Annotated in this window: 30 protein-coding genes and 1 pseudogene; 21 read left to right on the forward strand and 10 right to left on the reverse strand. The window is 71.8% G+C overall.

Annotated features, from left to right (window positions below; translation table 11 throughout):
* Positions 1-85: 85 nt before the first annotated feature.
* The gene (locus A5481_RS21530) at positions 86-2797 is read right to left on the reverse strand and encodes a heparinase II/III domain-containing protein (RefSeq protein ID WP_064504288.1); all 2712 of its coding nucleotides are present in this window, start codon (positions 2795-2797) and stop codon (positions 86-88) included.
* 231 nt (positions 2798-3028) lie between these two features.
* Here A5481_RS21530 and flgB point away from each other — a divergent pair, with 231 nt between their 5' ends.
* The 10 genes from flgB to fliP all read left to right on the forward strand — a co-directional run bounded on the left by flgB (position 3029) and on the right by fliP (position 9387).
* Positions 3029-3409 carry a flagellar basal body rod protein FlgB gene (gene flgB / locus A5481_RS21535; protein ID WP_048437197.1) on the forward strand — a complete coding sequence of 127 codons (381 nt, stop codon included), beginning with the start codon at positions 3029-3031 and terminating at the stop codon, positions 3407-3409.
* Positions 3409-3822 carry a flagellar basal body rod protein FlgC gene (flgC, locus tag A5481_RS21540; protein WP_197514222.1) on the forward strand — a complete coding sequence of 138 codons (414 nt, stop codon included), beginning with the start codon at positions 3409-3411 and terminating at the stop codon, positions 3820-3822. Before flgB ends, flgC begins: the two co-directional genes overlap by 1 nt.
* 7 nt (positions 3823-3829) lie before the next feature.
* Positions 3830-4180 (forward strand): flagellar hook-basal body complex protein FliE, encoded by a 351-nt coding sequence (gene fliE, locus A5481_RS21545; protein WP_048437199.1) that lies wholly within the window; start codon positions 3830-3832, stop codon positions 4178-4180.
* 13 nt (positions 4181-4193) lie between these two features.
* Positions 4194-4982 (forward strand): flagellar basal-body rod protein FlgG, encoded by a 789-nt coding sequence (flgG, locus tag A5481_RS21550; RefSeq protein ID WP_048437200.1) that lies wholly within the window; start codon positions 4194-4196, stop codon positions 4980-4982.
* A 121-nt stretch (positions 4983-5103) separates the two neighbouring features.
* Positions 5104-5622, forward strand: a complete 519-nt coding sequence (gene flgA, locus A5481_RS21555) for a flagellar basal body P-ring formation chaperone FlgA (protein WP_048437201.1) — start codon at positions 5104-5106, stop codon at positions 5620-5622.
* A gap of 26 nt (positions 5623-5648) precedes the next feature.
* A complete protein-coding gene (gene flgI, locus A5481_RS21560) occupies positions 5649-6794 on the forward strand; it encodes a flagellar basal body P-ring protein FlgI (RefSeq protein ID WP_425339773.1) in 1146 nt (381 codons plus the stop codon).
* A complete protein-coding gene (locus A5481_RS21565; RefSeq protein WP_048437203.1) occupies positions 6791-7378 on the forward strand; it encodes a MotE family protein in 588 nt (195 codons plus the stop codon). Before flgI ends, A5481_RS21565 begins: the two co-directional genes overlap by 4 nt.
* The gene (flgH, locus tag A5481_RS21570) at positions 7378-8085 is read left to right on the forward strand and encodes a flagellar basal body L-ring protein FlgH (protein ID WP_048437204.1); all 708 of its coding nucleotides are present in this window, start codon (positions 7378-7380) and stop codon (positions 8083-8085) included. The genes A5481_RS21565 and flgH overlap by 1 nt, the downstream gene beginning before the upstream one ends.
* A 25-nt stretch (positions 8086-8110) precedes the next feature.
* Positions 8111-8602, forward strand: coding sequence for a flagellar basal body-associated FliL family protein (locus A5481_RS21575; protein WP_048437205.1), 492 nt, complete (start codon positions 8111-8113; stop codon positions 8600-8602).
* Positions 8603-8613: 11 nt separating this feature from the next.
* Complete coding sequence (gene fliP / locus A5481_RS21580; RefSeq protein ID WP_048437206.1) at positions 8614-9387, forward strand: flagellar type III secretion system pore protein FliP; 774 nt, start codon at positions 8614-8616, stop codon at positions 9385-9387.
* A 155-nt stretch (positions 9388-9542) separates the two neighbouring features.
* Here fliP and A5481_RS32690 read toward each other — a convergent pair.
* The 3 genes and pseudogenes from A5481_RS32690 to A5481_RS21595 form a co-directional block, all read right to left on the reverse strand.
* Positions 9543-9791: pseudogene (locus tag A5481_RS32690) on the reverse strand (transposase family protein); the annotation flags it as partial.
* A 276-nt stretch (positions 9792-10067) separates the two neighbouring features.
* Positions 10068-10658, reverse strand: coding sequence for a nucleotide exchange factor GrpE (gene grpE / locus A5481_RS21590; protein ID WP_048437213.1), 591 nt, complete (start codon positions 10656-10658; stop codon positions 10068-10070).
* 59 nt (positions 10659-10717) lie between these two features.
* A complete protein-coding gene (locus A5481_RS21595) occupies positions 10718-13552 on the reverse strand; it encodes a [protein-PII] uridylyltransferase (RefSeq protein WP_082173582.1) in 2835 nt (944 codons plus the stop codon).
* Between the two features lie 258 nt (positions 13553-13810).
* Between A5481_RS21595 and A5481_RS21600 the strand changes: the two genes are divergently transcribed.
* From A5481_RS21600 to A5481_RS21625, 6 genes are all read left to right on the forward strand, one after another.
* Positions 13811-14782, forward strand: a complete 972-nt coding sequence (locus A5481_RS21600; protein ID WP_048437208.1) for an aliphatic sulfonate ABC transporter substrate-binding protein — start codon at positions 13811-13813, stop codon at positions 14780-14782.
* Positions 14779-15600: an ABC transporter permease gene (locus tag A5481_RS21605; RefSeq protein ID WP_048437209.1), complete on the forward strand. Its 822-nt coding sequence runs from the start codon at positions 14779-14781 to the stop codon at positions 15598-15600. Before A5481_RS21600 ends, A5481_RS21605 begins: the two co-directional genes overlap by 4 nt.
* A 1-nt stretch (position 15601) precedes the next feature.
* Positions 15602-16384, forward strand: coding sequence for an ABC transporter ATP-binding protein (locus tag A5481_RS21610; protein ID WP_048437210.1), 783 nt, complete (start codon positions 15602-15604; stop codon positions 16382-16384).
* A 75-nt stretch (positions 16385-16459) separates the two neighbouring features.
* A complete protein-coding gene (locus tag A5481_RS21615; RefSeq protein WP_048437211.1) occupies positions 16460-16969 on the forward strand; it encodes an OsmC family protein in 510 nt (169 codons plus the stop codon).
* Positions 16970-17075: 106 nt separating this feature from the next.
* On the forward strand, positions 17076-17450 hold the full coding sequence (locus A5481_RS21620; RefSeq protein WP_048437212.1) for a type II toxin-antitoxin system RelE/ParE family toxin: 375 nt from the start codon (positions 17076-17078) through the stop codon (positions 17448-17450).
* Between the two features lie 33 nt (positions 17451-17483).
* Positions 17484-17780 carry a helix-turn-helix domain-containing protein gene (locus A5481_RS21625; RefSeq protein WP_197514220.1) on the forward strand — a complete coding sequence of 99 codons (297 nt, stop codon included), beginning with the start codon at positions 17484-17486 and terminating at the stop codon, positions 17778-17780.
* Positions 17781-17787: 7 nt separating this feature from the next.
* Here the strand turns inward: A5481_RS21625 and A5481_RS21630 are convergent, their stop codons facing one another.
* The 4 genes from A5481_RS21630 to A5481_RS21645 are packed head-to-tail and all read right to left on the reverse strand — an operon-like array spanning position 17788 to position 20898.
* Positions 17788-18570, reverse strand: coding sequence for an ABC transporter ATP-binding protein (locus A5481_RS21630; RefSeq protein WP_064504289.1), 783 nt, complete (start codon positions 18568-18570; stop codon positions 17788-17790).
* A 15-nt stretch (positions 18571-18585) separates the two neighbouring features.
* Positions 18586-19296, reverse strand: a complete 711-nt coding sequence (locus A5481_RS21635; RefSeq protein WP_064504290.1) for an ABC transporter permease — start codon at positions 19294-19296, stop codon at positions 18586-18588.
* A complete protein-coding gene (locus A5481_RS21640) occupies positions 19293-19997 on the reverse strand; it encodes an ABC transporter permease (protein ID WP_048433319.1) in 705 nt (234 codons plus the stop codon). Before A5481_RS21640 ends, A5481_RS21635 begins: the two co-directional genes overlap by 4 nt.
* Positions 19998-20043: 46 nt before the next feature.
* Entirely contained in the window at positions 20044-20898 is an 855-nt protein-coding gene (locus A5481_RS21645) for a transporter substrate-binding domain-containing protein (RefSeq protein ID WP_048433320.1), read from the reverse strand.
* 301 nt (positions 20899-21199) lie between these two features.
* Between A5481_RS21645 and A5481_RS21650 the strand changes: the two genes are divergently transcribed.
* A complete protein-coding gene (locus A5481_RS21650) occupies positions 21200-21703 on the forward strand; it encodes a GNAT family N-acetyltransferase (RefSeq protein ID WP_048433321.1) in 504 nt (167 codons plus the stop codon).
* A gap of 165 nt (positions 21704-21868) precedes the next feature.
* Here A5481_RS21650 and A5481_RS21655 read toward each other — a convergent pair whose 3' ends face one another.
* Positions 21869-22468: a PepSY domain-containing protein gene (locus A5481_RS21655; protein ID WP_048433322.1), complete on the reverse strand. Its 600-nt coding sequence runs from the start codon at positions 22466-22468 to the stop codon at positions 21869-21871.
* A 183-nt stretch (positions 22469-22651) separates the two neighbouring features.
* Between A5481_RS21655 and A5481_RS21660 the strand changes: the two genes are divergently transcribed.
* From A5481_RS21660 to A5481_RS21675, 4 genes are all read left to right on the forward strand, one after another.
* The gene (locus A5481_RS21660) at positions 22652-22906 is read left to right on the forward strand and encodes a hypothetical protein (protein ID WP_048433323.1); all 255 of its coding nucleotides are present in this window, start codon (positions 22652-22654) and stop codon (positions 22904-22906) included.
* Positions 22907-22939: 33 nt separating this feature from the next.
* A complete protein-coding gene (locus A5481_RS21665; RefSeq protein WP_048433324.1) occupies positions 22940-23800 on the forward strand; it encodes an SDR family oxidoreductase in 861 nt (286 codons plus the stop codon).
* A gap of 85 nt (positions 23801-23885) precedes the next feature.
* The gene (locus A5481_RS21670; RefSeq protein WP_048433325.1) at positions 23886-24185 is read left to right on the forward strand and encodes a nucleotidyltransferase family protein; all 300 of its coding nucleotides are present in this window, start codon (positions 23886-23888) and stop codon (positions 24183-24185) included.
* Complete coding sequence (locus tag A5481_RS21675; protein ID WP_053082319.1) at positions 24185-24541, forward strand: HepT-like ribonuclease domain-containing protein; 357 nt, start codon at positions 24185-24187, stop codon at positions 24539-24541. Before A5481_RS21670 ends, A5481_RS21675 begins: the two co-directional genes overlap by 1 nt.
* Positions 24542-24570: 29 nt before the next feature.
* Here the strand turns inward: A5481_RS21675 and A5481_RS21680 are convergent, their stop codons facing one another.
* Positions 24571-24789: a DUF6894 family protein gene (locus A5481_RS21680; protein WP_048433326.1), complete on the reverse strand. Its 219-nt coding sequence runs from the start codon at positions 24787-24789 to the stop codon at positions 24571-24573.
* Between the last annotated feature and the right edge of the window lie 382 nt (positions 24790-25171).

Here is a 25171-nt window from a genome sequence, read left to right on the forward strand (position 1 = left end):
GTCGTCCGGGAAAGGGGGTCGGCCAACGATGGGCCGCGAGGCCGACCGCTGGGCGACGGAGTTCGTGTCGTGACCGTGGAAGCTCCTAATCCCGCATCACGAACGGCGTCAGTTCCTCCCGCGCCAGGATCCGCGCCAGCGAATCCTCCGCCGGGCCGTCGACCGCCATCAGCAGGCCGCCGCAGACCGTGCCGCGGCCCGAGACCCCGTAGCGCAGGGTGCAGGCGGGCTCCAGCACGCCGGGGCGGGCGACGACGAAACCCTGCATCGTCCCGGGCCGGTCGCTGCGGGCGATCACCGCGTCGAGGCCCGAGACCCGGCCGGCGATGGCGAAGGGCACCAGGCCGAGGCGCCGTCCGCCCTGGCGGGCCTGCGCCCGGCGCGAGCCCTCGATCGCGACCAGGGTCTCGAGCGCGAGATGGGCGAAGGCCCGGAAGGTCAGGGCGCCGCCGCCGTCGAGGGCGAAGCGGTCGATCACCGCGAGGCCCGAGAGGTCGTGCGGCAGCACGAAGATCCGCCGGTGCTGCACGCCCGGCCCGTGGACATTGGTCTCGACCGCGTGGGCGGTGGCGCCCGGCAGCGCGAGGCTGCCGCGGTGGCGGCCGCGCCCGGCCACCGGCTCGCGCCCGTCGGGCACGGCGACGTTGTGGGCACGGGCCGAGAGCAGGTAGTGGCGCGCCGCCCCGGTCTCGACCTGCTCCGAGCCTCCGGCCTCGACGATCCAGCGTGTGGCGTTCGCCGCGTAGACGTAGGAGGTGCAGTCGGCGTGGCCCTGCGGCGAGGTCTCGGCGAAGGTGCAGGCGAAATGGGCCCAGCCGCGGCCCGGGGCCTCGTGGCGGGCCGACAGGCCGTCGGCGTGCAGCGTCGCGGCGGCGGCCGGGGACGCCGCGGGTGCGGCGGGGCGCTGCGCTACCAGCCCGGCACCGCGCAGGCGCGCGATCCAGCCGGCATCGTCGCTCCCGGAAAACACCTCGCCGAAGGGCGGCAGCCGGCCGCCGGGATCGAGGCGGCCGGCGAGGTCCGCGAGCGCCGCCTCCGTGCGGGCAGCGACGAGGGGGCCGGGCGCGGCCTCGCCGAGGAGGTCCTTGAGCGCGCGCCCGAGGGTCGCGAGGTCGAGGCGGCGGTGAAGCGAGGGCTCGGTGCAGAGCCCGTGCTGCGGGAGAAGGGCCGGCACGCCGTCGCGCAGGCTCTCGCGGGCGAGCCCGTCCCAGTGGCCGGCGAGCGGCAGGCGCGGCAGCGCGCGGGCGATGGCGAGCAGCGCGGCGGCGGCCTGGAGCTGGTGCAGGCTGCGCCCGAAGGTGTTCTGGCCGACGATCTCCGCCAGGGCGAAACCGTGCCGCACCGCCTCGCCGGTGAGGAGGGGGGCGGCCGCCCCGGCGCCCGGCAGGGCGAGGAGCCCGATCCACATCTCGGCCCGGGCCGGCAGGGCCGCCGGATGCAGGCTCAGGGGGTCGGCCGGCTGGCCCCAGGGGTTGGCCCGCGACCAGGCCTGGGCCAGGGCGAGGGCCCGGGCCGGCGCCGCCTCGGCCAGCGCCGCGAGCCAGGCGAGGGACTGGTAGGCGAGCCGCCAGGGAATCGCCAGGGAGGGGGTGGCCCGGAACGGATCCTCGCGGAAGCTCGGGGCCTCCGGCAGGGGCCAGTCCGGGGCGCCCGCGAGGCGCAAGGCGAGGCCGCCGTCGGGCCGCAAGGCGACCGGCCGCTCGGCCTCGCCCCGGAGCGTCCGGGCGCGGGCGAGGGCCAGGGCGGCGGCGCCGGCCTCCCCGGGCCCCGGGATCCAGGCGGCCTCGGCGCCGGGGTCGCGCCCGAGCCGGGCCGAGAGGCGGGCGAGGAAGCCCGGCGCGTCGAGGAGATCGTCGCCGCAGAGGGCTTCCAGCCGGAACCCGTCCTCCAGCGCCACCTCCGGCGGGCCGAGGAGCTCCACGGCGGGCAGCGCCTCGCCCTCCTCCTCCCAGGTGCCGAAGGCGAGATCGAGGGAGGCCGCCCCCGGCGGCGGCTCCAGGTCGAGGGTGAAGCGGCGGGCCTGGGGCTGGGCCGGCAGGTTGATCGTCGCGCCGAGACCGGGCCGGTCGTCGAAGCCCGGGATCGAGACGGTGCCCGGATAGGGCGGCGGGATCTCCGCCCCGTCGCGATCGCGGTAGACGAGGCTCGCCCGCGCCGCGTGCTCGTTGGGACGGCCGGCATGGACCTGCCCGCGCACGACGAGGCCGAGGCCCGGCACCAGGGTGTGGCGCAAGGGCTCAGGGCGCGGCCCGAGGCGGCGGCGGCGGAAGGCGTCCGCCTCCAGGGCCGCGCCGGGCCGCAGGCACGGATCCGCGACCGTGAACCCCTCGGAGTTGCGCCAGGAGCGCAGGGTCAGCGCGAGGCCGCGGGCCTGGGGCGGCACCCCGAAGGCCACCCGCACCGGGGCGGCCCGGGCGAACTCGCTGCCGGCGGGCTGGCAGGCCGGCCCGGCGATCCAGGCGCTGTGGGGATCGAGCAGGGTGCGGGCGAGGCCGGGCACCTGCTCGAGGTCGAGGCTCGATCCGTCGGCGGCGAGGAAATCGAAGCCGGCGAGTGCGAAGTCGAGGGCCTGCCCCCCCTCCTCGTCGGGCGCCCAGCCGAGGCGGGCCTCGAGGCAGCACCAGATGCCCGCCGGCAGGTCGGGGAAGGTCAGGAGCACCCGGGACCAGCGGTTGTTGGCGGTGATCCGGTGCTCGCCCTCGCGCGCGCCGGGGCCGGCCCCGCCGGCGTAGCGGGCCTGGACCGGCAGGAGAACCGACGGGAAGACCGGCTCGGAGGGCGACGGGGCCGGGAGCATCGCGGGACGGACCGGGAGCGCGGAAAAGAGGGACCAGCGCCAGTGCCGGGGACGGGGCTCCCCTGTCAAGGCGCGGATGCACGCCGCGCCGGGCGCCGGGCCCGCACCTCGCCGCAAGCCCCGCCAGCCTCGGGCAAGGTAGCGCTCCTAAACCCCGGGTTACGCGGCAGGCCCGGCCATCGGGTCGTTTCGGGACGGCGACAGAGGAGTGACGGACATGGAGGGGGTCGCGTGACGGGCGTCTACCTGTTCGATCTCGCCTCGCTGCACGGCCGCTACCTGTCGGTGCGCCAGTCGACGATCGCCGGCAACGTGGCGAACGCCAACACCCAGGGCTACCAGGCCCGGGACACCGTGCCCTTCGCCCAGGTGCTGGCCCGCACCGGCACCGAGATGGCGACGACGTCGCAGGCGCATCTCGGCGCGCCCGGCCTCGGCGTGTCGACGCGCAAGGACACGGGCGGCTGGGACGTGCTCGAGACCTCGAGCAGCGTCAGCCTGGAGCAGGAGATGCTGAAGGCGTCCGACGTGTCGCGCCAGCACAACCTCGATGTCGGCGTGGTGCGCAGCTTCCACCGCATGCTGATGTCGGCCGTGAGGAGCGGATCGTGATCGACCCCCTGCAGGCCGCCTCCCGCCTCGCGAGCGCGGGCCTCGAGGCCCAGTCGCTGCGCATGCGCGTGGTGTCGGAGAACCTCGCCAACGCCCAGTCGACCGGCGACGCGCCGGGGGCCGACCCCTACGCGCGCAAGACCGTGACCTTCAAGGCCGAGCTCGACCGCATGGTCGGCGCCGCGTCGGTGCGTGTGCGCGACATCGACACCGACAAGACCCCGTTCCGGGTCGAATACGACCCGAGCAGCCCGGCGGCGGACCAGAACGGCAACGTCAAGCTGCCGAACGTCAACGCCCTGATCGAGATGGCCGACATGCGCGAGGCCAACCGCTCCTACGAAGCCAATCTGCAGGTGATCAAGCAGGCCCGCGCGATGGTGGCCAGCGTGATCGACCTCCTGAGGACATGAGCATCCGATGATCGAGGCCCTCACCCTCTCGGCCTTCGACCGGGCCGCCGCCTCCTCCCGGCCCGAGGCCGCCGCGCCCGTGCGCGCCGCGCTGCCCCTGGTGACCGGCGCCGCGATGCCGGGCATCGAGTCCGCCGCGCCGGCCGATTTCGGGCAGATCATGGCGAGCTTCGCGAGCGGAGTGCGCAACGACCTGCGCGCCAGCGAGGCCGCCTCGATCGCCGGCATCCAGGGCAAGGCCTCGACCCAGCAGGTCGTCGAGGCGGTGATGTCCGCCGAGCAGAGCCTGCAGACCGCGGTGGCCATCCGCGACAAGGTCGTGGCCGCCTACCTCGAACTGAGCCGCATGGCGATCTGAGGATTTTACGCAGATGAGAGCGCTCGCCGTCGCCGCCACGGGCATGTCCGCCCAGCAGCTCAACCTCGAGGTCATCGCCAACAACATCGCCAACCTGAACACCACCGGGTTCAAGGGCGCGCGGGCCGAGTTCACCGACCTGCTCTACCAGGCCGAGCGCCAGCAGGGCGTGCCCAACCAGTCCGGCCAGGAGGCGATCCCCGAGGGCGCGATGCTCGGCCTCGGCGTGCGCGCCGCGGCGATCCGCAACCTGCACCGCCAGGGCCAGCTCACCAACACGGCCAACCAGCTCGATCTCGCCATCAACGGTCGCGGCTACTTCCAGATCACCAGCCCGAGCGGCGAGATCAACTACACCCGCGCCGGCGCCTTCAACAAGAACGCCACCGGGCAGCTCGTCACGCTCGAGGGCTACACCGTCGATCCGGCGATCTTGATCCCGCCGACCGCGACCGAGATCACTATCAACCAGTCGGGCCAGGTCTTCGCCAAGATCGACGGCCAGGTGGCGCAGCAGAATATCGGCCAGATCACCATCGCCAACTTCGCCAACGAGTCGGGGCTGGAGCCCCTCGGCAACGGCCTCTATCGCGAGACCCCGGCCTCGGGCGCGGCGGTGATCGGCAACCCGGGTGACGCCAGCTACGGCAAGCTGCAGCAGGGCTACCTCGAAGGCTCGAACGTCGACCCGGTCAAGGAGATCACCAGCCTGATCACCGCCCAGCGCTCGTTCGAGATGAACTCCAAGGTGATCCAGGCCGTCGACGAGATGGCGGGCACGATCTCCAAGGGCATCCGGTAGCCACGCATCCGGTAGGCCCCGCATCCGGTCCGCCCGGTCTCCGGACGGACCGACCTCGGTGAGACTGCCTCGCCGCCGGCCCCGGCGCCGGCGCCGCCCCTCCTCCCGGCGCGACATCCCCATGCCCCCCCTCCTCCGGCACTCCCATCTCCTCTTGGCGCTGGTCGGCCTCTGCCTGCCGGCCGCCCTCGGCGTGGCCGCGCCCGGGCCCTCCGCGCCGGCTCCCGTGGCGCCGCCGCTCCGGGCCGACGAGCTCATGCTGCCGGTGCCGACCGTGACGATCTATCCGGGCGACACGATCAAGGAATCGATGCTGCGGCTCCAGGCCTACCCGACGACCTACCGGGCCCGGGCCGCGGTGATCGACGCGCCGCTCGCGATCGTCGGACGCATCGCCCGCCGCACGCTGCTGCCGGGCGAGCCGGTGCCGGTCAACGCCGTCGACGACCCGCGCCTCGTCAGCCGCGGCACCCCGACCCAGATGATCTTCGAGGAGAACGGCCTCGTCATCACGGCGGTCGGGTCGCCGTTGCAGAACGGCGGCCTCGGCGAGACCGTCCGGGTGCGCAACACCGACACCAACCGCATCGTGCTCGGCACGGTGATGGCCGACGGCCGCATCAAGATCGGCGGCTTCTGATGCGGCGGGTCCCGACGAAGGCCGTGTTGCGCGTCGCGCGCGCCGTCCTTGGACTTCTCGCGCTCGGCGGGGGTCTCGCGGCCCCGGCGGTCCCGGCCTTCGCGGTCGCGCCGGTCATCGCCACCGGCGGCTACGCCCGCATCAAGGACGTCGCCAGCCTCAAGGGCGTGCGCGACAACCAGATCGTCGGCTACGGCCTCGTCACCGGCCTGCAAGGCACCGGCGACACCCTGCGCAACGCCCAGTTCACCGAGCAGTCGCTGCAATCGATGCTCGACCGGATGGGCATCAACGTGCGCGACGCGCGCCTGCGCACCCGCAACGTCGCCGCCGTGATGGTGACGGCCGACCTGCCGCCCTACGTCGGCGCCGGCTCGCGCATCGACGTCACGGTGACCTCGCTCGGCGACGCGACGTCCCTGCGCGGCGGCACCCTGCTGATGACCCCGCTCTCGGGCGGCGACGGCAACGTCTACGCCGCCGCGCAGGGGCCGCTCGCGGTCTCGGGCTTCTCGGCGCAGGGCCAGGCCGAGCAGCTGACGCAGGGCGTGCCGACCGCCGGCCGCATCCCCAACGGCGCGCTCATCGAGCGCGAGGTGCCGGGCGCCTTCCGCGACCTGCCCGAGCTGGTCTTCGAATTGAAGAACCCCGACTTCAAGACCGCGACGCTGGTGGCCGACGCGATCAACGCCTACGCGGTCGGCCGCTTCCACCGCCGCATCGCCAGCCCGCGCGACCAGCGCTCGGTGGTGCTGCAGCGCCCCCGCGACATGATCCTGCCGCGCCTCGTCGCCGAGATCGGCGACCTGACGATCCAGCCCGACGTGCCGGCCCGGGTCGTGGTCGACCAGCGCACCGGCACGGTGGTGATCGGCCGCAACGTGCAGATCTCCACGGTGGCGGTCACCCACGGCAACCTCACGGTGCGGGTCACCGAGACGCCGGAAGTGTCCCAGCCCGCGCCCTTCTCCAACGGCCAGACCACGGTGGTCCCGCGCACGGAGGTGGCGGCCCGCGAGGAGCAGGGCCGGCTCGCGATCATCGGCGGCTCGGACCTGCAGACGCTGGTGCGCGGCCTCAACCAGGTCGGCCTGAAGCCCACCGACATCATCGCGATCCTCCAGGCGGTGAAGACCGCCGGCGCCCTCCAGGCGGAGCTCGTCGTGCAATGACCCGGACCCTCCTCACGCTGCTGCTGCTGGGTCTCGCCGCCCCGGCGCTCGCCGCCGGCGACGGCCATGGCGGGGCGGCGAGCGACCCGGCCAAGGACGCGGCGATGCGGGCCATCGCCGCCCGCGACGCCCCCAAGGAGCCGACCGCGCAGGAGTTCGTCGCGGCCAGGGATTCCGGCAGGGATTCCGGCAAGACCGGCTACTGCGCCACCATCGCGGACGCCGCGGCCGATGCCCGCTACGCCTGGCAGAAGGAGCAGCTCGCCGCGCTCGAGAAGCAGGTCGAGGAGCGCATCCGCCGCCTCGAGGAGAAGCGCGCCGAGTACGAGGCCGTGGTCCAGCGCCGCAAGGAGTTCCTGGCCAAGGCCGAGGACGGCGTGGTGGCGGTCTACGCCAAGATGCGGGCGGACGCCGCGGCGCTCCAGCTCTCCAACATGCCCGAGGACGCCGCCGCGGCGATCCTGGTGAAGCTCAACGCCCGCACGGCGAGCGCGGTGCTCGCCGAGATGGAGGCCTCCCGCGCCGCCGCGCTGGCCCGCAAGATGGCCGAGGCCGGCCGCCGCAAGGACAACGAGAGATCGTGATGACCCGCCAGCTTCCGGCCCTCTGCCTTCTCGGCCTGTCCCTCGCCGGCTGCCAGAGCAAGCTCGACGAGTTCGGCCGCCCGCCGGTGCTGACGCCGATCGGCACCGGGCTCGCCGCGCCGCGCGAGGCCCTGCCCTCGACCTTCGGCTCGCTGCAGAGCCGCCACGGCTACCACTCGACCTGGTCGCCGGCGAGCGCCGACCTGTTCCAGGACCCCCGCGCCCGCAATATCGGCGACGTGCTGACCGTCAGCATCTCGATCAACGACAAGGCGCAGTTCGACAACGCCAGCGATCGCTCGCGCAGCCAGAAATCGAGCCTCGGCTTCGATTTCGGCTACGGCGTCTCGGCCCTGAAGGACTCGGCCACGGCCGATGCCGGCATCCGCTCGGGCACCGAGACCAAGGGCCAGGGCTCGATCGACCGCAAGGAGAACCTGAGCCTGTCGGTGGCGGCGGTGGTCACCGAGGTGCTGCCGAACGGCAACCTCCTGATCAGCGGCTCGCAGGAGATCCGGGTCAACAACGAGGTCCGGGTGCTCACCATCGCCGGCATCGTGCGGCCGCGCGACGTCTCGCGCAAGAACACCATCGACTACGACAAGATCGCCGAGGCCCGCGTCTCCTATGGCGGTCGCGGCCGCCTGACCGACGTGCAGGGGTCGACCCTCGGCCAGCAGATCTTCGAGACCGTCGCGCCGTTCTGACGGCCTCGCACCGAGAGGACCCGCGATGGCGGACACGAACGACAAGAAGAAGGGCGGCGGCAAGGCCTGGATCGGCGCGCTCGCCCTCTGCACCCTGGTGGCGGTCGGCACCGGCGCGGGCCTCGGGCTGTACCTGATGACCAGCGTCGAGAAGGCCGCCGGCGAGAAGGCGCGCGAGGCGCAGGAGCACGAGAAGGCCGCCAAGGTGCTGAACTACACCGGCGATCTGACCCTGCGCAGCGTCGGCTCGGTGGTGACGAACCTCGCCGAGCCGGCCGATTCCTGGATCCGGCTCGAATCCTCGGTGGTGTTCAAGACCGGCAGCCTGCCGACCCCGGACATCACGGTCGCGGAGGTCAAGGCCGACATCGTCGCCTACCTGCGCACGCTCTCGACGGCGCAGATCGAGGGGGCGAGCGGCCTGCAGCACCTGCGCGAGGACCTGAACGAGCGCGTGTCCCTGCGCACCAAGGGGGCGGTGCGCGAGGTCATCGTCGAAGCCCTGGTGGTGCAGTGAGCGGTGGTCGAGTGAGCCGGCGCGCGATCCTCCTCGTCGGCACGGCGGCCCTGCTGCTCGTTCCCGCCGGCGCCGCCCTGGCGCAGGGCGCGGGCGCCAGCGTCACCGGCATCCCGGGCCTCGACGCGCTGCTGCCGCCGGGCAACGGCGCGGCGAGCGGGCGCATCCTCCAGCTCGTGGCGCTGCTCACGGTGCTCTCGCTGGCGCCGGGGCTGCTCGTGATGGTGACGAGCTTCACGCGCTTCGCCGTCGCGTTCTCGTTCCTGCGCTCGGGGCTGGGCCTGCAGAGCACGCCGGCCAACCTGTTCCTGGTCAGCCTGTCGCTGTTCATGACCTTCTACGTCATGGCACCGACCTTCGACCGGGCCTGGAGCGAGGGCGTGCGGCCCCTGCAGGAGAACCGGATCAGCGAGGAGGAGGCCTTCACCCGCATCACCGACCCGTTCCGCGAGTTCATGTCGGCTCAGGTGCGGCCGAAGGATCTCCAGACCTTCCAGGACCTCGCCAGCCGCAGCTTCCCGAAGCCGCAGGAGGGCGAGAAGATCGACCTGCGCATCCTGATCCCGGCCTTCATGATTTCGGAGCTGCGCCGCGGCTTCGAGATCGGCTTCCTCATCGCCCTGCCCTTCCTCGTCATCGACATGATCGTCTCGACCATCGTGATGTCGATGGGCATGATGATGCTGCCGCCGACGGTGATCTCGCTGCCGTTCAAGGTGCTGTTCTTCATCCTGATCGACGGGTGGAACCTGCTGGTGAGCGGGCTGGTGCGATCGTTCTTTTAGGCTTGCTTTACGCTGTCGAGCGTGCGTCCGGCCCCTTCTTCTGGTCAGGGTAACGCATACGAGTAAACAGGGCGAAGAGAGCGTCCTTGCTCCGGGACGCTCTCTTCGTTTCCTTGTCCTTGCGGATCGGGATGTCGTCGGGGTCGGCCACCGACTTACGGCGTCGATGCCGTTCCATCGCAGCCAAGCCCGCGCGACGCCTGCACGAGTTCGTGCGGGTCGAGCAGATGCAGGGCGCGCGAGACCGTGTCGTGGCTGGGCGGACCATGACGCAGATCCAGCACCTCGCGAAGCTCGTCCTCGTGACCGGCGGCGAAGTCGGCGACGGCGACGCTGGTCGTCTCGCCGCATGACGGCCCGCAGAGCACGGGGAACGGCACCTCGCCGAAGCCGTGGCGCGCCGTGACCGCGGATCTCGTGAAAGATCGTCAGGATCCGATCGAGATCCTACCCGCGCAGAGCCGCGATCCCGGTTCTGCCCATATGCGATCGCCCTGCCTCTGCGAGGGAGGGGGGGGAACCGGGCGGGAGAGGGCACGCCGTTTCCGGATCGAGTGGAACCGTTACCGAAGGGCGCGCGCTGGAACGGCGTCGCGGTCCCCCCTCTCGGCTCGCCTACGCTCGCCACCCTCCCCCGCGGAGGGGGAGGGTTTTTCGGCATCGCGCCCGATCGACCGGGCTCAGCCTTCCGCCGGCTTCGCCTCGGCCTTCGGGCCGCCCTTCGCCACGCCGACGAGGGCCGGACGCAGGACGCGGTCGCCGATGACGTAGCCGGTCTGCACCACCTGGACCACGGTGCCGGCGGTCACGTCGGGGTTGGGCACCTCGAACATCGCCTGGTGCAGGTTGGGGTCGAAGCGCTGGCCGTGCGGCTCGACCTTCTTCACGCCGTGGCGCTCGAGGGTCTTGATGAGGTCGCGCTCGGTCAGCTCGATCCCGTCGACCAGCGCCTTGAGCGGGCCCTCGGTCGCCGCGCGGGCGTCGGCCGGGACGGCCTCGAGGGCGCGGCGGACGTTGTCGGCGGCGTTGAGCATGTCGCGGGCGAAGTTCGTCACCGCGTAGGTGCGGGCATCCGCCACCTCGCGCTCGGTGCGCCGGCGCAGGTTCTCCATGTCGGCGAGCGTGCGCAGCAGCTTGTCCTTGAGGTCGAGCTTCTCGGCCTCGAGCGCGGCGAGCGCGTCGGCGGTCGGCGCGGTCTCCGGCGCGGAGGCGCCCTCGGCAGCCTCGGGCTCGTAAGCCCGCGCGGCGTTCTCCGTGTCGTTCGGCGTCATCGTCATTCCGAAAAAGGGGTCTGGGAGTGACCCCGATATCAGGTGGACGGCCGACGAAATCAAGCTTCGCCGGCCGCCGGGGCCGCGTCGCCCCGCTCGTCCTTGGGGGCGCCCTTCGTCCCGCGCCGGCCCCGGTCGCCGCGGGGCAGGTCGGCCTCGAACACCGCCATCACCGCCCGGCGGATGGTCGCCTGCCGGTCGGGCTGGGTCACCTTGGTGCCGGTGAGGTCGGTGACGTAGAACACGTCGACCGCCCGCTCGCCGAAGGTCGCGACGTGGGCCGAGGTGATGTTGAGGTTGAGCCGGCCGAGCGCCGAGGTGAGATCGAACAGCAGCCCCGGCCGGTCGAGGCCGGAGATCTCCAGCACCGTCTCGCGGGCCGAGAGCGCGTTGTCGATCGACAGGTCCGGGGCGACCTGGAAGGTGCGCGGCCGGTCCTTCGCCGGGTGCTTGTCGGCGACGAGGTCGGCGATGCGGATCTCGCCCTTGAGCGCCCGCTCGATCGCGGTGGCGATGCGGCCGGCCCGGCGCAATTCGTCCTCGTCGCGCTCGAAGGCCCGCGACAGGGTGATGGTGTCGAGGACGAAGCCGTCGGCGGTGGTGAAGATCTGCGCGTCGACGATGTTGCCGCCCGACGCCGCGCAGGCGCCGGTGAGGATGGCGAGCAGCCGCGGGTGGTCGGGCGAGTAGACGCAGAGCTCGGTGACGCCGCGCGACTGGTCCGTCTCGTAGATCGTCGCGACGGTGTTGCCGGCCTCCGCCGCCGCGCGGATGAAGCGGGCGTTCTTGAGCTGGCGCCCGGCATCGACCTTGAGCCAGTAATGCGGGTAGTGCCGGCCCGCATAGGCGTCAAACTCCTCCGCCGACCAGTCGGCGAGCTGCTCGCGCAGGCGCATCTGGATCAGCCGCACCCGGTCGGTGCGCGGGACCTCCGAGCGCCCGCCCGACAGGACCATCTCGGTCTCGTAGTAGAGGGTGCGCAGCAGCGTCGCCTTCCAGGCGGTCCAGGTCCCGGGCCCGACCGCCTTGATGTCGGCGATGGTGATGACGAGGAGGAGCTTCAGCCGCTCCAGGCTCTGCACCACGCCCGCGAAGGTCTCGATGGTCTTGGGGTCCGAGAGGTCGCGGCTCTGCGCCGTCATCGACATCAGCAGGTGGTGCTCGACGAGCCATGCGACGGTGCTGGTCTCGGCAGCGTCGAGCCCGAAGCGCGGCCCGAGCTTGCGGGCGACGGCGGCGCCGGCGATCGAGTGGTCCTCCTTCCGGCCCTTGGCGATGTCGTGCAGGAACATCGCCACGTAGAGGGCGCGGCGGTTCTGGATCGTGCCGACGATCCGGTGGGCGAGCGGATGCTCCTCCTCGGTCTCCCCGGCCTCGATCTTGGCCAGCACCCCGAGAGAGCGGATCAGGTGTTCGTCCACCGTGAAGTGGTGGTACATGTTGAACTGCATCATCGCGACGATGCGGCCGAAATCCGGCACGAAGCGCCCGAGCACCCCGGTCTCGTTCATGTGCCGCAGCACCGTCTCGGGGGCGTTCTGCGAGGTGAGCAGCTCCAGGAACAGGCGGTTGGCCTCCGGGTCGACCCGCACCATCGGGCCGATCAGGGCGAGCGACCGGGTCGCGAGCCGGCTCGCGTCGGGGTGGATCGCGAGGTCGTGGCGGTCGGAGAGCCAGAACAGCCGGATCAGGTTGACGGGATCGCGCTCGAAGGCGGCGTCGTCGCGCACGTCGAGCCGGCCGGTATGGATGCGGAAATCGTCGGCCTCGAGGTCGGGCGCGCGGAAATGCTGCTTGAAGCGGCGCAGCCAGCGATCGAGCACCGGCGGGCGCTTGGCGTGGCGCGCCTCCATCTCGGCGCAGACGATGGCGGTGAGGTCGCCGACATCCTTGGCGACCAGGAAATACGCCTTCATGAACCGCTCGACCGCCGCGAGGCCGCCGCGGGCGCCGTAATCCAGGCGCTCGGCGATGCGCGGCTGCAGCCCGAAGGACAGCCGCTCCTCCGAGCGCCCGGTGACGAAGTGCATGTGGCAGCGCACCCGCCACAGGAACTCGTCGCAGCGCTCGAACAGCCGCAATTCGTCGGGGGTGAACAGCCCGGCCTCGACGAGGTCGGCCGCCTCCTTCACCCGGAACGTGTACTTGGCGATCCAGAACAGGGTGTTGAGATCGCGAAGACCCCCCTTGCCGTCCTTGACGTTGGGCTCGACGAGGTAGCGCGAGGCGCCGCTCTTCTGGACGCGGGCGTCGCGCTCCTTCAGCTTGGCCTCGACGAACTCGGCGGCGGTGCCCTGCACCACCTCGCGGTCGAAGCGGGTCTCGAGCTCGTTGAACAGCGCCCGGTCGCCGAACAGGAAGCGCGATTCGAGGAGCGCCGTGCGGATCGTCATGTCGCCGCGGCCCTCGCGCAGGCAATCGGCGACCGAGCGGGTGGCGTGGCCGACCTTCAGCTTGAGGTCCCACAGCACGTAGAGCATCGCCTCGACGACGCTCTCGCTCCAGGCGGTCTGCTTGTAGGGCAGCAGGAACAGGAGATCGATGTCGGAGCCCGGCGCCAGCAGGCCGCGGCCGTAGCCGCCGGTCGCCACCACGGCGATCTGCTCGGCCGCCGTCGGGTTGTCGGCCCGGTAGAGCCGCTTGACCACGGCGTCGTAGATCGCCCGGATCACCGCATCCATCTGGGCGCAGATCAGGCCGGCGCAGGCATGGCCGTCGCGGTCGGCGAGCAGGCGCCGCTCGGCCTCGGCGCGGCCGGCCTCGATGATGCGGCGCAATTCCGGCACCAGCCGCTCGCGCAGGCGGGTCGGGTCGCTGAGCGACTGGTCGATGCCGGCGAGCAGCGCGCGCAGGGCGGCGTCGGTATCGGCGGGGTCGATGACGGGGTCGGACATGGCTGCCGGGGTCGGGACTGGAGCGTCGGGGTTCGCGCGCGCGGCCGGGTCCCGTCGCGTCGCCCCCTGTTTCGCATCACGGCCGGCGGAAAGCCAACGCTTCCGCGCGGCACACAGGTGCCCACAGGACAGCGACGTTCGATCCAAAAGGCTAATCCGCTTCGTCGTCCGGATTGTTTGACATTCCGAACGGTCCGCCCTAGCTTTCGCGCCGGTCCGCCCCCGCTCGGAGGGCCGGCGGCCAGTCAGGGAGAGACGATGCGCATCCATCGCCGCGCGCTCATCGGCGCCGCCCTCGGGGCCGCCGGCCTCGCCGCCTGCGGCCCGGCCCTCGCGCAATCGGCCCGGGAGGTGCGCCTCGACTGGGCGACCTACAACCCGGTCAGCCTCGTCCTGAAGGACAAGGGCCTGATCGAGAAGGCGCTGGCGCCCGAGGGGATCACCGTGCGCTGGGTCCAGTCGCTCGGCTCCAACAAGGCGCTCGAGTTCCTCAATGCCGGCTCGATCGACTTCGGCTCGACCGCCGGCGCGGCGGCCCTGCTGGCGCGGATCAACGGCAACCCGATCAAGGCGGTCTACGCCTTCTCGCGGCCGGAATGGACCGCGCTCGTGACCCGGCCCGATTCCGGCATCAAGGCCGTGGGCGACCTGAAGGGCCGCCGCGTCGCCGTCACCCGCGGCACCGACCCGCACATCTTCCTGATCCGGTCCTTGCGGGCCGCCGGCCTGACCGAGCGCGACGTGAAGCTGGTGCTGCTCCAGCATCCCGACGGCCGCACGGCCCTCGACCGCGGCGACGTCGATGCCTGGGCCGGCCTCGACCCGATCATGGCGGCGGCCGAGATCGAGAACGGCGACGTGCTGTTCCATCGCGATCCGGCCGCCAACACCTGGGGCGTGCTCAACGTCCGCGAGGATTTCGCCAGGCAGAATCCCGACCTCACCCGCAAGGTGCTGGCCGCCTACGAGGAGGCGCGCAAGCTCGCGCTCGCCGACCCGCGGGAGCTGACGCGGATCCTGGTCGCGGCGACGAGGCTGCCCGAGCCGGTGGTGGCGCGCCAGCTCGCGCGCACCGACCTGTCGCAGCCGGCGATCGGCAAGCTCCAGGCCGAGACGATCCTGGATGCCGGCACCGCCCTCCTCGATGCCGGGGTGATCCCGGCCGGCACCGATGTCGGCGCCGCGGTCCAGGCGCTGATCGACCCGCGCTTCGGCCCGGCGGCGCCGTGAGGCCGGAGGCCGGGACGCTCCCCGCGGCCGCGGTCCCGACCGCCCCGCGCCTGCCCGGCGGGCGGGTGCTCGCCGGCCTCGTCCTGCCGCTGGCGCTCGCCCTCGCCTGGGAGGCCGCGGTGCGGGCGGGCCTAGCGCAGGGGCGGCTGGTGCCGCCGCCGAGCCGCGTGCTCGCCACCCTGTGGGGCCTCGCGGCGAGCGGCGAGCTCTGGACCCACGTGCTCGCCAGCCTGACCCGGGTCGCGGCCGGGTTCGGCTTCGGGGCGCTCGCCGGCATCGCGGTCGGGGCGCTCACCGGCACCCTGCCGTGGATGCGGCGCCTCCTCGATCCGAGCCTCCAGGCGCTCAGGGCGATTCCCTCGATCGCCTGGGTGCCGCTGTTCATCCTGTGGTTCGGCATCTTCGAGACCTCGAAGATCACCCTGATCGCGGTCGGCGTGTTCTTCCCGGTCTATCTCGGGGTGGCGGGCGCCATCGCGGGCGTCGACCGCAAGCTCGTCGAGGTCGGCCGGGTCTTCCGGCTGTCGCGCGCCGCGCTCGCCCGGCGCATCCTGCTGCCGGCGGTGCTGCCCGCGACGCTCGTGGCGCTCCGCACGGGCCTCGGACTCGGCTTCATGTTCGTGGCGGCGGCGGAGCTCCTCGGCGCCTCGGAAGGCCTCGGCTACCTCCTCCTCGACGGCCAGCAGCTCGGCAAGCCGGACCAGATCGTCGCGGCGATCCTGGCTTTCGCGATCCTCGGCAAGCTCTGCGACGCGGTGCTCGTCGGGCTGACCTCGCCCCTGGCGCGCTGGCAGGACACCGCGCGGGAGTCCCTCTGAGATGCTGATCCTCGACCGGCTGTCGAAGACCTATGCCGACGGCACCCGGGCGCTGGCCGATCTCTCGCTCGCGGTGCGGGCCGGCGAGATCGTCGCGCTGATCGGCGGCTCGGGCTGCGGCAAGACCACCCTGCTGCGCCTGATCGCCGGGCTCGACCGGGCGAGCGAAGGCGGCATCAGCCTCGACGGCGAGGCGATCTCATCGCCGCATCCGGGCGTCGGCATCGTGTTCCAGGAGCCGCGGCTGCTGCCCTGGCTCACCGTCGCCGACAATGTGGGGTTCGGCCTCGCGTCCCTGGGCAAGGCCGAGCGCCGGGCCCGGGTGGCGCATGCCCTGGAGCGCGTCGGCCTCGCCGAGCATGCCGGGCGCTGGCCGCGCGACCTGTCGGGCGGCCAGCAGCAGCGGGTGGCGATCGCCCGCGCCTTCGTCGCCGCCCCGAAGGTGCTGCTCCTCGACGAGCCGTTCTCGGCCCTCGACGCCCTCACCCGCGCCGGGCTGCACCGCCACCTGCTCTCCCTGTGGGAGGAGACCCGGCCGACCGTGCTCCTCGTCACCCACGACGTGGCGGAAGCCGTGGCCCTCGCCGACCGTGCCGTGGTGCTGCGGCCGAAGCCGGGCCGGACCGACGACACGATTCCGTTGCCGCTGAGCCGCCCGCGCCAGCCCTCGTCCCCCGGCAGCGAGGCCGCCGCCCGCACCATCCTGGCGAGCCTCGACCGCTCGCTGCGCCCGGAGGGCGATGCCGACCGCACGACACCCGACGCCCCCGCCCTGTGGTGGTGAGACCTTCGCTGCGCGCCCTGGCAGGCGACCGGGACGGGATGCTAAGCCGTTCGCCATAAACAGGGAGGACACCCGATGGACGCCACCGAACTGCGCTCGCTCCAGGCCCCGATCAAGGATCGCTACCGCACCGATCCGGACGCGGCGGTCATCACCCTGAAGGCGCAAGGGTCGCTCGACGACGGCGGCATCGCCTGCAAGGTCGAGACCGGCCGGGCGCTGGCGGTGGCCGGCCTCCACCCGGCGAGCGGCGGCTCGGGCGCCGAGCTCTGCTCCGGCGACATGCTGCTCGAGGCCCTCGTCGCCTGCGCCGGCGTGACCCTGAAGGCGGTGGCGACCGCCCTCGAGATCCCGTTGCGCAAGGGCGTGGTGAAGGCGGAAGGCGACCTCGATTTCCGCGGCACGCTCGGCGTCGACAAGGGCGCGCCGGTCGGCTTCCGGGCGATCCGGATGAGCTTCGAGGTCGACAGCGACGCGCCGCAGGAGAAGCTGGACCAGCTCCTGAAGCTGACCGAGCGCTACTGCGTGGTGTTCCAGACGATCGCCCAGAAGCCGCAGCTCGATGTGGTGATGACGCGGGGGTGAGGGGCGGTGCCTCCCGGCGCCGGCCCGGAGCGCGAGCGTTCGGGCGGCGATCCGCACAAGGTGGCCACCCGAGGCAACTCCATAAGCCATTGAACGATGTCGTCCAATGGCTTATGTTGCGGCTGTGTCGAAGCCGCTCCACACCGTCGTCGAGACACCCGACTATCTCGCGGACGCCAAACGCGCTGGCATGAACGAAGCGGATCGCCGCCGCGCTGTCGACACCTACGCCGAGCTGCCCGGCTACGGCGAGGAGATCCAGGGATCCGGCGGCTTTCGCAAAGGACGCATTGCGGGCCGCGGCAAAGGCAAGTCCGGTGGATATCGCGTGGTCTCGATCTACCTCGACGAGGGAACCCCGGTCTTCCTGGTCGCCGTCCTCAGTAAAGGAGACCGTGAAAACTTCTCAGACGTCGAAGTTGCCGAGTTCAAGAAGATCGCTACCGCGATCAAGGCAGCACACCGTCGCAGGCGGTCGTGATGTCGGATCGATTTGCCAGAAGGATGCTCCTCGGTGACCGATAGCTTTACGCGCATCATGGGTGGCGCCCGAAGCGCCCTGGCCTACATGGATGGGAGTCCTCCTGCCGGGACCGTCGTCCACGTGCCGGAGGACCTGGACGTTGCCGGGATCCGAAACCGGACCGGCCTCGCGCAACCGGCCTTCGCCGCAACCATCGGCGTGTCGCTCCACACCCTGCGCAACTGGGAGCAGAAACGCCGCCGACCGGAGGGACCGGCCCGGGTGCTGCTGGCCTTGGTCGAGAAGCGCCCCCAGGTGGTGCAGGAGATCCTGAGCGTAGGCCCGTAATTCGGCCTCACTCCCCCCGCGCCAGGAACTGCCGGAACCGCTCCGAGCGCGGCGCGGTGAAGACCTGCTCGGACGGTCCGTCCTCCAGGATCCTGCCCTCGTGCAGGAAGACCACCCGGTGGGCGACGTCGCGGGCAAACGCCATCTCGTGGGTGACGACCAGCATGGTGCGCCCCTCCTCGGCGAGCGCCCGCATCACCCTCAAGACCTCGGCGACGCGCTCGGGGTCGAGGGCGGAGGTCGGCTCGTCGAAGAGCAGCACCCGCGGGTGCATGGCGAGCGCCCGGGCGATGGCGGCGCGCTGCTGCTGGCCGCCGGAGAGGTGGGCCGGGTAGTGGTCGCGCTTGTCGGCGATGCCGACCTTGGCGAGCAGCCCCTCGGCCTCGGCGATGCACTCGGCCTTCCTGCGCCCCAGCACGTGGACCGGCGCCTCGATCACGTTCTCCAGCACCGTGCGGTGGGACCAGAGGTTGAAGCTCTGGAACACCATGCCGACCCGGGCGCGGATGCGGTCGACCTGCCCGGCATCCGCCGGCACCCGCCCGCCGCGGCGCTCGCGCCAGGCCACCGCCTCGTCGCCGACCACGACCTCGCCGGCCTCCGGCACCTCCAGGAGGTTGATGCAGCGCAGAAGCGTCGACTTGCCGGAGCCGGACGAGCCGAGGATCGCCACCACCTCGCCCTCGCGCGCCGAGAGCGAGACGCCGCGCAGCACCTCGAGGCGGCCGAAATGCTTGTGCAGGTCGCGGACCGCGACGGCCTCGGGGCGGGTGGGGGATGGGGCGAGCATGGCGGTGTCCGGAAATCAGGCGGGGCGGGCCACCGGGCGCGGGCGCAGGTCGGGCGAGAGCCAGGCCTCGGCGGCCCGCAGGGCGCCGATGATCACGAAGGTGAGGGCGAGGTAGAACGCGCCGGCGCAGACGAAGACCTCGAGCGCCCGGAAGCTCTGGGCGATCAGCTTCTGGGCGATCCCGGTGATCTCCATCAGGGTGATCGTGGAGGCGAGCGAGGTCGCCTTGACGACCGAGATCACCTCGTTGCCGTAGGCCGGCAGGGCCTGGCGGGTGGCGAGCGGCAGGGTGACGCGGCGAAACAGCAGGCTCCGGCTCATGCCGCAGGCCCGGCCCGCCACCAGCGCCCCGTGCGGCACCGACAGGACCGCGCCCCGAAAAATCTCCGCCGTGTAGGCGCCGGTATTGAGGGCGAGCGCCAGGAGCGCGCACCAGTACGGCTCGCGGAAGACGGTCCACAGGCCCCAGGCCTGCAGCGTCGGCCGGAACTGGCCCAGCCCGTAATAGATCAGGAAGATCTGCACCAGGAGCGGCGTGCCGCGGAACACGAAGACGTAGAGGCGGGCGAGCCAGCCGGCCGGCGCGAGGCCGGAGAGCCGGCCCCAGGCCGCGAGCGCCGCGAGCACGCCGCCCAGGGCCACCGAGCCGGCGGTGAGGCTCAGGGTCAGCGGCAGGCCGCCGAGCAGCGACCGCACGGTGGATGCGAGGAAGTCGGGATCGATCATCGGGTGCCCCGCCGGGCATGGGCCTCGGCCCGGGAGAAGCCCCAGGTCGAGAGCGAGGTGATGGCGAGGTAGAGCGCCGCGGCCGCGAGGTAGAAGGTGAAGGGCTGGCGGGTCGAGCCGGCGCCGACCTGGGCCTGGCGCAGCAGCTCGACGAGGCCCGTGACCGAGACCAGCGCCGAGTCCTTGAGCAGGATCTGCCAGACGTTGCCGAGGCCGGGGAGCGCGTCGCGGGCGACGAGCGGCGCCACGACCCGGCGCAGGATCAGGCCGCGATGCATGCCGACGGCGCGGGCCGCCTCGATCTGCCCGCGGTCGAGGGCGAGGTAGGCGCCGCGGAACACCTCGGCCTGGTAGGCGCCCGAGATGATGCCGAGCGCCGCGACGCCGACCCCGAAGGCCGGCACCCCGACGAAGCCGGTGACGCCGAACAGCCCGGCGATGCTGCCCAGCGCCGCGCTGCCGCCGAAATACAGGAGGTAGATGACGAGCAGGTCCGGCACGCCGCGCAGCAGCGTGGTGTAGCCGTCGGCGAGCGCCCGCAGGGGCAGGAGGCCGGAGAGCTTGGCGCTCGCCGCGAGGCCGCCGAGCACCGCCCCGACGAGGAAGCCGCACAGGGCGAGGGCCAGGGTGGTGCCGGCGGCGAGCAGCAGCGCGCCGCCCCAGCCGCCGGGCCCGAAGCCGAGAAGGGTGAAGGCGCTCACGCGGGTACCGTCCCTGGTTCCGGGCTCTCGTCGCGACGTCGGGCCGTCAGCTCTGCGGGGTCAGGTCGGCCTTGAACCACTTGAGCGACAGCTTCTTCAGGGTGCCGTCGGCGATCACCGAGTCGATGCCCTCGTCGAGCCGCGCCTTCAGCTTCGCCTCGCCCTTGCGCAGGCCCATCGCCACGCCGCGGCCGAGGATGCCGCCGCGGAAGCGGGGACCCGCCAGCATCACCGTGCCGGCGAATTCCGGCTTCTCGGCGGTCGCCCGCAGGGGCGCGTCGTTGGCGAAGATCGCGTCGATGCGGCCGGCGGCGAGGTCGAGGTCGTGCTGCTCGGTGGTCTTGTACTCGCGCACCTCGACGATGCCCTTGAGGTACTTGTCCATGAAGCCGGCGTGGATGGTCGAGACCTGCACGCCGACGGTCTTGCCCTTCAGGAGCGGCTTGATCGCGTCGAGCGCCTTCTGCGCCTCGGCCTCGTTCGCCAGGCTGAACTTCTCGCCGCCGAGCGGCAGCTTGGCCAGCGGCCCGTTGCGGTCGACGGCGAAGCCCGAGGAATCGCCACTATAGGGCTTGGTGAAGTCCACCACCTTCAGCCGCGCGTCGGTGATGGTCATGCCCGACATGATGGCGTCGAACTTCCTGGCGTTGAGGCCCGGCACCACGCCGTCCCAGTCCTGGGCCACGAACTCGCATTTCAGCTTGGCGCGGGCGCAGATCTCGCGGCCGAGCTCGATCTCGTAGCCGTCGAGGGTGCCGTCCGGCTTGGTGAAGTTGTACGGCGCATAGGCGCCCTCGGTGGCGATCCTCACCGTCTCCGGCACCGTGTCGTCGGCCCGGGCCGCCCCGGCGGTGCCGAGGGCGAGGGAGAGGAGGAGGGCGAGAGCGGATCGGAGTCTCATTGCGGCGTTGTCCCCCTTCGGCCGTTCGCGGCCTTCACGCGCCTAGCTGTCCCGCAAGGCGTGCCCCGACGCAAGCGCTTGCAGGCCCGGACGATGCGAGCCGCGTGCCAGGATGCGTCCTGAGGTTTGCACTCACACCCGGGCGCTGCTATGGCGCCCCCGCGGGCGGTCGTGCCCGCTCGACACGACATGCGGGCGCCGCCCGCCGGGAGCGGACGACGATGACCCCGAGGGCAGAGGCGCGACGACGGATCGGCTGACCGATCCGCCCCATATCCCGACGCCTGCCCCGAGTCTGCCCGTGACCACGCTTCCCCTCGTCATCCGGCCCGAAACCTCGCGCGACAACGACGCCATCGAGCGCCTGCACGAGCGCGCCTTCGGCCCCGGCCGCTACGCCCGCACCGCCTTCCGGTTGCGCGAGGGCGTGCGTCACCTGCCCGATCTCTCGTTCACGGCGCTCGTCGGCACGCTGCTGGTCGGCTCGATCCGGGTCTCGCCGGCCCGGGCGGGCGCGACCCCGCTCCTGGTGCTGGGTCCGCTCACGGTCGATCCGGCCTTCGGCAGCCGCGGCATCGGCGGCGCCCTGATGCGCGCCTCCCTCGACGCCGCCCGCGCCGGCGGCCACGGCCTCGTCATCCTGGTCGGCGATGCGCCCTACTACGCCCGCTTCGGCTTCCGGGTGCTGCCGCCGCGCAAGCTCACTCTGCCGGGCCCGGTCGATCCGGGGCGGTTCCTGGGCCTGGAACTGCGCGAGGGTGCCCTGGCGGAGACGGGCGGGAGCGTGGTCGGCGGCTCTGCCTGAGAGACTGTCTCGTCGGGTTACGGAGCGTCCACCCCTCGGCGTCATCCCGGGTTCTTGCCTGCGGCAAGCCCCAGGACGACGTGTCGAACATTCAGCTCATGGAACAGATAACAAATAGGTTTTCCCCTCTCCGGCGGGAGAGGGGAAGGGTGCCTCGTTCCTGAACTACTTATCCTTCATCACCTGGCCGTCCGGCCCGACCTTCACTTCCTTCTCGCTGTCGGCCAGCGCCACCTTGATCTCGTAGGCGACCGCCGAGCCCTCGCGCTCGACCTCGGCCTCGTAGGCCTTGCCGCCGCCAGCCTGCTTCTCGGCGATCGCCAAGGCGTCCTTCAGCGAGACCTTCGCGTTGCTGAAGTCGGCGACCTTCAGGCGGGTGAAGTAGCGCTCGAACGGCTGGTTCTCGGTCTTGTACAGCGCGCCCGTATCGGCGTTGATGCCGTACTCGACCAGCTTGCCGTCCGGATAGACCACCTTGATCGACCAGTGGGTCGGGTTCTTGCTGTCCGCCTTCTCGAAGTCGGCGTCGATGGCGCGGCCCTTGTCGCCCTGCTGCTCGGCGGTGGCGATCGCCTGGGCGAGGCTGATCTTGGTCAGCTTGGCGGCCTGGAACTCCTTCATGTCCTTCATGTCGGCCGTCGCCGGGGCGGTCGTGGCCGGAGCCGTGCCGGGCGCGGTCGGCGCGGTCGGGGCGGTGGTCTGGGCGAGGGCGAGACCAGTGGTCAGGGCGAGGGCGCCGGCGGTAGCGAGGAAGCGCGTCAGCATCGTGGTCTCCGAGGGTACCTTTAAGGACACCGGAAACGCCGTTCCCCCGACTTGGTTGCCCGATGGGCAGCCTGCTCGCGGAAGTGGCAGGCAATTCGCCGGGAACAGGGATACTCCCCACCGGTTGGTCGGACATCGCGGCCCGCCCGTCGCGGCGGTGCCCTCCCTCGTCGGAGATCCTCCGTGCCGCTCCTTCGCGTCCTGCCGGCGCTCGCTCCCCTGATCCTCGCGGCCCCCGTCCTGGCGCAGGGCGGCCCGTTCCCCGATCCCGATGCCACCGGCGCGCTGCGCGGCGGGCGGGATGTCCGGGACATCGTCCCCCGCACCGGCCCGCAGGCCTGCCAGCGCTGGTGCGAGGCCGATCACGTCCCCTGCGACCCTCCGAACTTCAAGATCGCCGACGGCCGCTGCCGGCCCTTCGGCGGCGGCCGGTTCTGATCGCCGCCCCTGCAACCCGGAGCCGGATGTCCCATGACCGATTTCCCCAAGCCGCCCTTCGCGCGCCAGAAGCCGATCCCGATGCCCGGCCGCGACGCCGACATGGATCCGCGGCCCGATTACGGTGAGACCCGCTACAAGGGCTCGGGACGGCTCGCCGACCGCAAGGCGATCGTCACCGGGGGCGACAGCGGCATCGGCAAGGCGGTGGCGCTCGCCTTCGCCCGCGAGGGCGCCGACGTGCTGATCGCCTATTACGACGAGCACGACGACGCCCGCGAGATCGCGACGCTGGTCGAATCCGCCGGCCGCAAGGCGGTGCTGGTGCCCGGCGACATCAAGGACCCGGCCCATTGCCGCGCCATCGTCGAGAAGACGGTGGCGGCATTCGGGCGGGTCGACGTGCTCGTCAACAACGCCGCCCACCAGGCCACCGTGCAGTCGATCGACGAGATGAGCGACGAGGAGTGGGATGTCACCTTCCGCACCAACATCCACGCGATGTTCTACCTGACCAAGGCGGCGGTGCCGCACATGCGGCCGGGCTCGGCGATCATCAACACGACGTCGATCAATGCCGACGCGCCGAGCCCGCAGCTGCTGGCCTACGCCACCACCAAGGGGGCGATCCAGAACTTCACCGGCGGCCTGGCGCAGCTGCTCGCCGAGAAGGAGATCCGGGTGAACTGCGTCGCCCCCGGCCCGGTCTGGACGCCGCTGATCCCCTCGACCATGCCCGAGGAGAAGGTGCGCCAGTTCGGCTCCCAGGTGCCGATGAAGCGCCCCGGTCAGCCGGTCGAGCTCGCGCCCGTCTACGTGATGCTGGCGAGCGAGGAGGCGAGCTACGTCTCCGGCGCCACGGTGGCGGTGACCGGCGGCAAGCCGATGATCTGAGGCCGATGATCCCATGGAAGGCCTGGTCCAGGCCTGATAGATTCGTGTCCGCTCCCCTGGAGCGAACGCGATCTCTGGACGATCGATGGACCGCGACGAAGCCCTTGCCCACCTGAAGGCGATCGAGCCCGACCTGCGGGCGCTCGGTGTCGGCAGCCTGTCCATCTACGGCTCGGTCGCCCGCGACGAGGCGAGGCCGGATTCCGACCTCGATATCCTGGTCGAACCCGGCAGCGATGCCTTCTACGACCTGCGCAACTACATGGGCGTCTACGACAGGCTGAGTGCGGCCTTTCCGGGCCTCAGCATCGGCTACTCCACGCGCGCCGGCCTCTCGGGACATATCAGGGCCCAGGTCGACCGCGAGGCGGTTCGGGTCTTCTGATGGCGCCGAGCCGGAACCCGCTGCTGCGCCTGGAGCATGTCCGCGACGAAATTCATGCCCTCACGGAGGCCGCTGCGGGAATCGGCCGTGACGACTTCATGGATTCCTACATCCTGCGGCGAACCGCCGAGCACGCAATCCTGATCATCTCCGAAGCCGTCAAGGCCGTGCCGAACGAGATGACGGATCGTTACCCCGGTCCGCCTTGGGCGGATATCCGCGGCATCGGCAACATCCTGCGGCATGAGTATTATGCCGTCGATCCGCTCGTGCTGTGGAACATCATGACGGAGCATCTTCCGGCATTGGCGCTCGTCGTCGACCGGATGATCGCCGAGAATTGGGATCAGGGGTGACGGGCGACCGACACCCCCGCCATTCCCTCTCACTGTGCGGCCAGCGACACCCGGAACAGCGTCCGCCCGGTCTCGTCGCGGACGTTCATGGCGAGGATCGCACCGGCCGAGCGGGCGAGGTCGAGGGCGCAGGAGCGCAGGGCCTGGACGGCCTCGGCATGCGCGGCGCCCGCATCGGAGAGCACCACCCCGATCGCGTCGCGGGCGTCCCAGGTTCCGGCATCGAGGTCGAAGAAGTAGCGGTGCACGGTGCGTCCTCCCTGCTCGCTCCGGTCTTGCCGGACCGGCCGCCCCGCGCCTTAACGCAGGCTAACCGGTCCCACGCAAAGTCCGGGCCGCCGTCGCGCGGCTCCCGCACGAGCCGAATCGGCGTTGCTGCTACGTCACCCTAGCCCGGCGGCGGCAACGGCCTCAAGCCGGGATCGACACCCGTGGTTGCCGTAGCGGCAGACGAAAGCAACCGACGGTCCGATGCGCGAGGCGCCGACGCCTTCTGACGCCGCGGCCGGCCGGGGCCAGAGCATTTTCCGGCAAAGCGGATACCGGTTCGGCGAAGACGATGCGGCAGGATCAGAGACCTGGAGCGGCGTCCGGTTGCAAGGCGATCGGGCGCTGCTCTAGGCTCGCGGC

This window comes from Methylobacterium platani, from assembly GCF_001653715.1.
Lineage (GTDB): Bacteria > Pseudomonadota > Alphaproteobacteria > Rhizobiales > Beijerinckiaceae > Methylobacterium > Methylobacterium platani.

What these genes read in the sequence shown, in the direction of transcription:
- A5481_RS21530 (WP_064504288.1), bottom strand. Translation starts at nt 2,797, where the DNA reads ATGCTCCCGGCCCCGTCGCCCTCCGAGCCGGTCTTCCCGTCGGTTCTC.
- fliE (WP_048437199.1), top strand. Translation starts at nt 3,830, where the DNA reads ATGATCGAGGCCCTCACCCTCTCGGCCTTCGACCGGGCCGCCGCCTCC.
- flgG (WP_048437200.1), top strand. Translation starts at nt 4,194, where the DNA reads ATGAGAGCGCTCGCCGTCGCCGCCACGGGCATGTCCGCCCAGCAGCTC.
- flgA (WP_048437201.1), top strand. Translation starts at nt 5,104, where the DNA reads ATGCCCCCCCTCCTCCGGCACTCCCATCTCCTCTTGGCGCTGGTCGGC.
- A5481_RS21565 (WP_048437203.1), top strand. Translation starts at nt 6,791, where the DNA reads ATGACCCGGACCCTCCTCACGCTGCTGCTGCTGGGTCTCGCCGCCCCG.
- flgH (WP_048437204.1), top strand. Translation starts at nt 7,378, where the DNA reads ATGACCCGCCAGCTTCCGGCCCTCTGCCTTCTCGGCCTGTCCCTCGCC.
- A5481_RS21575 (WP_048437205.1), top strand. Translation starts at nt 8,111, where the DNA reads ATGGCGGACACGAACGACAAGAAGAAGGGCGGCGGCAAGGCCTGGATC.
- grpE (WP_048437213.1), bottom strand. Translation starts at nt 10,658, where the DNA reads ATGACGCCGAACGACACGGAGAACGCCGCGCGGGCTTACGAGCCCGAG.
- A5481_RS21595 (WP_082173582.1), bottom strand. Translation starts at nt 13,552, where the DNA reads ATGTCCGACCCCGTCATCGACCCCGCCGATACCGACGCCGCCCTGCGC.
- A5481_RS21600 (WP_048437208.1), top strand. Translation starts at nt 13,811, where the DNA reads ATGCGCATCCATCGCCGCGCGCTCATCGGCGCCGCCCTCGGGGCCGCC.
- A5481_RS21610 (WP_048437210.1), top strand. Translation starts at nt 15,602, where the DNA reads ATGCTGATCCTCGACCGGCTGTCGAAGACCTATGCCGACGGCACCCGG.
- A5481_RS21615 (WP_048437211.1), top strand. Translation starts at nt 16,460, where the DNA reads ATGGACGCCACCGAACTGCGCTCGCTCCAGGCCCCGATCAAGGATCGC.
- A5481_RS21620 (WP_048437212.1), top strand. Translation starts at nt 17,076, where the DNA reads ATGGCTTATGTTGCGGCTGTGTCGAAGCCGCTCCACACCGTCGTCGAG.
- A5481_RS21630 (WP_064504289.1), bottom strand. Translation starts at nt 18,570, where the DNA reads ATGCTCGCCCCATCCCCCACCCGCCCCGAGGCCGTCGCGGTCCGCGAC.
- A5481_RS21635 (WP_064504290.1), bottom strand. Translation starts at nt 19,296, where the DNA reads ATGATCGATCCCGACTTCCTCGCATCCACCGTGCGGTCGCTGCTCGGC.
- A5481_RS21645 (WP_048433320.1), bottom strand. Translation starts at nt 20,898, where the DNA reads ATGAGACTCCGATCCGCTCTCGCCCTCCTCCTCTCCCTCGCCCTCGGC.
- A5481_RS21655 (WP_048433322.1), bottom strand. Translation starts at nt 22,468, where the DNA reads ATGCTGACGCGCTTCCTCGCTACCGCCGGCGCCCTCGCCCTGACCACT.
- A5481_RS21665 (WP_048433324.1), top strand. Translation starts at nt 22,940, where the DNA reads ATGACCGATTTCCCCAAGCCGCCCTTCGCGCGCCAGAAGCCGATCCCG.
- A5481_RS21670 (WP_048433325.1), top strand. Translation starts at nt 23,886, where the DNA reads ATGGACCGCGACGAAGCCCTTGCCCACCTGAAGGCGATCGAGCCCGAC.
- A5481_RS21675 (WP_053082319.1), top strand. Translation starts at nt 24,185, where the DNA reads ATGGCGCCGAGCCGGAACCCGCTGCTGCGCCTGGAGCATGTCCGCGAC.